This is a genomic window from Parachitinimonas caeni (genome assembly GCF_030129945.1).
Lineage (GTDB): Bacteria > Pseudomonadota > Gammaproteobacteria > Burkholderiales > Chitinimonadaceae > Parachitinimonas > Parachitinimonas caeni.
In genome coordinates, this window is sequence record NZ_JARRAF010000077.1 from 1 (window position 1) to 6,502 (window position 6,502).

The 6,502-nt window shown below is 62.4% G+C and carries 3 protein-coding genes; all 3 read right to left on the bottom strand.

The window, feature by feature from the left end:
* Nucleotides 1–3,589, bottom strand: a 3,589-nt coding sequence (locus PZA18_RS23265) for a PAAR-like domain-containing protein (protein ID WP_284103292.1), incomplete at its 3' end; no start/stop codon positions are given.
* Entirely contained in the window at nucleotides 3,586–4,641 is a 1,056-nt protein-coding gene (locus PZA18_RS23270) for a DUF2169 family type VI secretion system accessory protein (RefSeq protein WP_284103293.1), read from the bottom strand. The genes PZA18_RS23270 and PZA18_RS23265, both read right to left, overlap by 4 nt.
* 80 nt (nucleotides 4,642–4,721) lie before the next feature.
* On the bottom strand, nucleotides 4,722–6,502 hold a 1,781-nt coding region (locus PZA18_RS23275), incomplete at its 5' end, for a type VI secretion system Vgr family protein (protein WP_284103294.1).

Genomic DNA, 6,502 nt, shown 5'->3' on the forward strand with positions numbered 1-6,502 from the left:
AGTTGAAGCGTTCGTCGTTGGCTTGCAGCAGGCGGCCAGCCGGGTCGTAGTGGTAGCGGGTCGGGCCGGCCAGGGAGTCGTGCAGGGTGAGGAGTTCTCCTGCCCGGTTGTACTGGTAGCGGCGGCCAAGTCTGGCCTGGCTGTTGGGGCCGTAGGCAGCATAGGCGATAAGGCGGCCGACGGCGTCGTAGCCGAAGCGGGCATTGAGTTGCCCCTGGCTGCGGTGGGTTTCGCGGTGCAGGGCGTCGCGTTCGATGTCGCTGATCAGCCGGCCATCAACGCTGAGCTGATGCAGGTGGCCGCTGCCGTAATACAGGGCTTGAATCGTCCGGCCGGACGGCAGGCGGCTACTCAGGCGGTTGCCGAGGGCGTCGTAGTGATGGTCAAGGCTGGCTTCGCCTTGTTGTTCGCGGATCACGCGGCCCAGGGCATCGTAGACGAGCTGGCAGCGGTGGCCGGCCTGTTCGGCTTCGGTCAGTTGGCCGGCGGCGTCGTAGGCGAAGCGGGTCGGGCCGTCGGCGGTGGTTTTGCGGACGAGGCGACCGGCCGGGTCGTAGTGGTAGTCGCTGACGAGGCGCGGTTTGCCGTCGGCAGTGAAGCCGTGGGGGGGCCGTTGCGGTTGGTCGGGCGGCGGTTGCAGGCCGATGTGGCCGGAGCGGACTTCGGGCTGGTACCAGGCGGCAATGTCTTCGCGTTGCGCCAGCCGGTCGCTCAGGGCTTGATAGTGGTAGCGGTGGAGGATGCCATCGACGGCTTGTTCTTCGATCAGCCGGCCGACCGGGTCGTAGCGGAAGCGGTAGGCGGCGCCGTTGGGGTTGATCAGGGCATCGAGCCGGCCCAGTACGTCGTAGCGGTATTCGATGGCGCGGCCAGCAGCGTCGAGCCGGTGCAGCGGTTGGCCCTGGCTGTCGTAGCGGTAGCGGGTAACCCGGCCTTCGGCGTCGGTGTAGGCCAGCAAGCGGCCTTCGCGGTCGAGGTCGTAGCGTTCCTGGCTGCCGTCGGGCTGGGTAACCTGGGTCAGCCGGCCCAGCGGGTCGTAGGTAAAGCGGGTGGTCTGGCCCAGGGCATCGGCCAGGGCGGTGAGGCGGCCCAGCCGGTCGTATTGGTAGTGGGTCTGCCGGCCCGAGCAGTCGGTATAGCGTTGCAGCAGGCCCCGGTGGTCCCATTCGAGCTGTTTGCGTTTGCCCAGCGCGTCGGTGATGGCGATGGGCAGGGCCTGATGGTCGAGTTCGTAGCGGGTGCGGTGGCCGAGGGGGTCGGTTTCGGCCAGCAGGTTACCGCGTTCGTCGTATTGGTAGTGCCAGACGTGGCCCAAGGCATCGGTGATCTGTTCGGGCAGGTCGAGGGCGTTGTAGCGGGCCAGACTTTGCGCCACGCCGGCGGCGTCGATCTCGGCCAGGAGGTTGCCACGCTCGTCGTACTGGCTGCGCTGCTGGCTGCCATCGGCCGCGATGACGGCCAGCAGGTTGCCGTCGCCATCGCGTTCGTAACGGGTGATGCGGCCGAGGGCATCGACCACCCGACTCATCTGCAGCCGGTCGTCGTAGTGGTATTCGGTGACATCGCCCAGCGCGTTGCGGATGCGGGTGAGTTGCTGGAACGGCCGGTAATCAAACTGCAGTTCGTTGCTGCCGTCGTCACCAAAGGTGCGGCTGACCCGGCCATGCGGGCCGTATTCGGCGTTGTTGCCAAAACCCAAACGGTCGGTGTAGCGGGTCAGGCGGTGTTGCGCGTCGTAAGCGTAAGTGCGGCGGTAGCCGGCGGCATCGGTGGCGGCGATCAGCCGATGCTGGTCGTCGTAGTCGTAGCTGACCAGCAAGTCAGGGCCGTAGTGGATCTGGCCGATCAGGCCGGCCGGTGTCAGATGAAAGCTCAGCACCGTGCCCGCGCTGTCGGTGAGGCCAACCCAGCGGCCTTCGGCATCGTAATGCCAGAGTTGGCGCGCGCCGTTGCGATCCTTCAGCTCGGCCAGCCGGTGAATCGCCGGCTGATCGGCCATCGGGGCAAAGCCGAGTTGGTCGCCATTGGCTTGTTCCAGCCACCACTGGCCATCTTCGGCCCGGAGCAGGGTTTGTTTCTCGAAGCCGTCGTAGTGACGCTGGCCGGGTGTCAGCGACGGAAAGGAGATGGCACGGCCACTTTCGTCGATCAACCTGACCTGGTCGGGCTCGACCAGCAGCCATTGCGACTGCTCAACCGTCCAGCCCCGGCCCAGCGGGCCTACTGTGCGGTTGGACGAACGATAGAAGCGGCTCCAGCGCAAGGGCAGCAGGCCGGGCAGGTCGAAGTCGAGCGCGACCAGCAGTTTCTCGCCGCTGGCGATGAATACAGGGCTCTTGGTGGCGCCACAAGGCTTGCTGCAGTGCGAGCCCTGGCTTTCCTGCTGGGTATTTTTTTCAACGTGGGTGTTGTCCTGGGTCTGGCCTTTGCCTTGGCGCTCTTCCGGCTTTTCGTGCTGTGGTTTGGCCTCCGCTTTCTTGCCATCCGCTTTGGGGGCCTCGGTATGCGGCTTGGGCGCATGGCTGGCTTCTTCTTTCAGCACCTTTGTCTCGACCTTGGTGCCGATTTTCATGCCGGCTTTGGCGGTAGACAGCGCCGCCTTGGCTTCGCCGATGCCAAAGAACAAGCCCACGACTTCCGGTAATCCCCGGCCAATGGCCTGACCATACTCCCCGGCTTCCCACGGCTTGCCGAACTGTTCGTGGAAAGTCTGTTTAACGTTGTCTGGAAAGTTGGAAACGGTCTTTTTGAGCTCTTCGTACTCTTTCTTCAGCGCTTCCAGCTCTTCTTTGCCAAGCTTCTGCAAGTCAGCCGGGCTGCGGATCTGCATCAGCCGGCCAAACTGTTTGGGCACCCGGATCACTTTGCCAACGGTGTTGGCAGGGCCGTGATAGGCCAACTTGGCGGCATCGCCTGTGGTATCGATCGCCCATTCCACAATCCCGGTGCCCAGGCCGGTACGCTGGCGATTGGCTTCATGTACGGCTTTGCGCAGTGGTTCGGGCAAACCCGATGCCAAGGCATCCACCATCTGCATATCGGCCTGCCGGGCAGCGGCCAGCTTGTCCTTGAGATAGGTGCCGGCCTTATCGACATAGCCGTCGGCCTTGGCGACTTTGTCATTCAAAGACTTCTCAACTTCGCCAGCCTTCTCCTGCAAAGCCTGCCCGGTCTTGGCAAGGCCATCCCCCACGGCTTGGGCAATCTTGCGAAATTTGGGGCTAAGGCTGGCCAGCGGCGCATTCATCCAGACCAGATCGCCATCGCGAATGGTCTTCTGGCGGGCAATCTTGACGGTCTCGCTACTGGTCTTGGGGATGGCGATCTTGGCATTGACCTGCGATTTGACACCCCCGCCGACGCCCGGCTGGTCGCCGATCACCTGCGGGACATGGCTCTGCCCATACGCCCAGGCTTCGATCTTGTTGTAACGCACCGAGGGCGCTGTCTGGTTTGAGCTGCCAAACCGGGCAATGATCATGTAAGGCACGGGCAGCATGCTGCTGCCCACCGGGGTCTTGCAGACATCCGGGGTCATTGATACGGCGATGACCGTGTCGGTCTTATTGGCACCAGGGCGGGTTGTCATGCGGCAGCTCCCGGTACCAAGCGGCGATCTGCCATGTGAATCGCAACATGATCGACTTCAGGCTGGGTGGGAAACGAAGTGCGCCAGACGCAAACCACTTCGCGTTGGTAGGTGTCGATAATGAGGGTATCCAGCACCGGTATCAGCGATTCGGCCGGTTGATCGGCATAGCGGACAAACACCAGCGGCGCCATCGCCGGCAACTGGCATTGCAGACGCCCCTCGGGCGTCAAATGCGCCAGGACGACCGTCTCGTCACCTTTGAGATAAGGCACCTGCAAATCCGGATGAGCGCTGTTCCAGAACGCAAAGTCGTGATCCTGTGGCAGATGGGGCCAGTGTTTCTCCAGCCACGCCTCGTCATACGTCCCCGCCAGGGCCAGCCGGGGTTGCCAGGCGCGGGTGATCAGGCCAAAGCCTTGGGCCGCATAGGCTTTACCAAACTCGCGGATCGGGTCATCAGGGGATTCAATCTGCGGGGCCGCAATCACTTCGGGTTTGTTCTGGCGCAGCCAGTCTTCGTGGGCAAAGCCCCGCCCCACCGGATTGCTCATGCAGGCTTCGTGCAGAAGGGGGGGTAGATTGGGCTCGGCAGCGTCGATCCGGTTTTCGCCCCCCCAGGCCCATTCGTAACGCAGGGCAAGCCGGTCGATCTTTTCCGGCTCGCTCAGGCTGTATCCACCCATCAAGCCCCGCCGCCACTCGCGTGGACCGGTGACATTCAATATCTTCCGATGCGAACCAATCTGCAGCCCCACCTGCCATTGCCGCAAAGGCTCGCCTTCTGGCGCGTAAGCATCCGCCAGCACGATGATGTCGGTCTTGGGCTTATGCGGTGCCAGATCGCTTTCCTGACGGATACTGCTGCGATTCATCTCGCCCCAGTATTCATCTTCAACACAGAGCGGGCCTTGCTCGGCAGTCGGCTCCAAGGTGCCATCATCACCAATGCGATAACTGGCGCGCAGTACCGCCACATGAAACTCCTGCTGGTGTTGGTCCAGCACGTCAAACACCAAGGCAGGGTGAGGGGTGAAATTGAGTGTTTGCATCAATGGTCGGTGAGGTGGGCATGCCACCTCTGGGCAGATAGGTTGGACAGGATGCGGAGCCGGCTCGACATCAGTTCAGATCAGTTCAGATCAATCACTTTGCCGACGATCTGAACATCGCCACCGGCCTCAAAGTGGAACTGCGTGCCGGAGATCGTGATCTTGCCGTCTTTGGTCATGCGGAATACCGCCTTACCGCAGACCACCTCAAATTCATCGCCAGCATTGATCTTGAATGCCTTGCCAACTGTCACGGTCTTGTTCTGGCCAATCTGCTCGGTCTGCGACATCATCACCGTCGTATTCATGGTGGCGCCCACCGTCACCGCATAAGCCCCACCTACCGTCGTGGTCTTGGCCAAGCCCACGACTTCATTCGACATCATCCCGACCAGCTCGTTTTTCATCATGCCGATCTTGGTGGACTGGTTCTTACCCACCTTTTCACTGCGGTTCTTGCCGATATTCACGTCCTCATTCTTGCGGACGGTCTTGTTGCGGTTGCCACCGATGGTCACCGACTCATTCTTGCCCACATCCTCATTGCGGTTATCGCCAATCGAGATGGTTTCGTTGTGATCGACCCGTTCCTTGCGGTTCTGGTGGATGGTGAGGGTTTCATTCTGGTCCACCGTCTCCGTGCGGTTCTGGTGAACGGTGATGGTTTCATTGCCATCGACGGTCTCAGTGCGGTGGCGGTGGACAATGGTGGTCTCATCGCGGTCGATGGTCTTGCGCCGGTCATTGCCCACCCAATGGCTCTCATCATGCTCGACCTCGATCCGCTGATCCTTCTCGGCGTGCAGCCAGACTTCTTCGGCGCCCTTCTTGTCTTCGAAGCGCAGGGCGTTGGCGTGGTCGTAGTGGCCGCCCTGGCTGGAGCGGCTGAGAATACCGGACTGGGTCTTGTTGCCGGGCAAGTCCCACGGTGGCATCTGGTCGGCGTTGTAGACACGGCCGGTGATCAGCGGTTGATCCGGGTCGCCCTCAAGGAAGCTGACCACCACTTCCTGACCGATGCGCGGAATCGCCACCATGCCGAAGTTCTGGCCGGCCCAGGGTTGCGACACCCGTACCCAGCAGCTGGACTGATCGTTCTTCTTGCCGCGCCGGTCCCAGTGGAATTGCACCTTGACCCGCGCATGTTCGTCGGTCCAGATCTCTTCGCCAGCCGGGCCGACGATGACGGCCGTCTGTGGGCCTTGCACGATGGGTTTCGGCGTGCTGCGCTCGGGCCGGAACGGCAGGTTGGAGGGCAGGGCCTGGATATCGACCTGGGCTTCCCACTCGCCGCCACCCGAGCGGTAGTCGGATTCGGATAGATGCAGGGTGGCTTGGGCCACCAGATATTGCCGGTTCTGGTCGCCACGCGGGTGCTCGGTCAGGCTGAACAGATAACCGACCGGCAGGCCGCGTACCGGGCCTTGGCCGACCACCCGTTCATGCCGGGCCTGCAGCTCGTCGATGCGGACGCGGGCGTAGTGCTCGCCGACGCCGGGGTCCACGTATTGGCCGGGGTAGTCGTAGATTTCATGTTTAGCCTGGGGGTGTTCGCGGTCGACGATGGCTTTGACCTTGAGGTCGGCCTTGGGCTTGAGGAAGTCGTAGTCGTTGAGCACGTAGTCGGCTGGCTGCACGGATTTCTCGGTGCGCCAGTGGGCCATATGCTCGCGGTTGACGGTCATGCCGCCATCCTGCCCGCCCAGATAGAACGGGACTTGTTCAAAACCGGGAGCCGGGCTGTGGCTGGCGATGCCATCGGCCAACACCAGGGTATGTTTGCCGCCCCCATGTTCGAAGTAATAGTAGATGCCTTCTTCTTCCATCAGCCGCGACACGAAGTTCAGGTCGGATTCGCGGT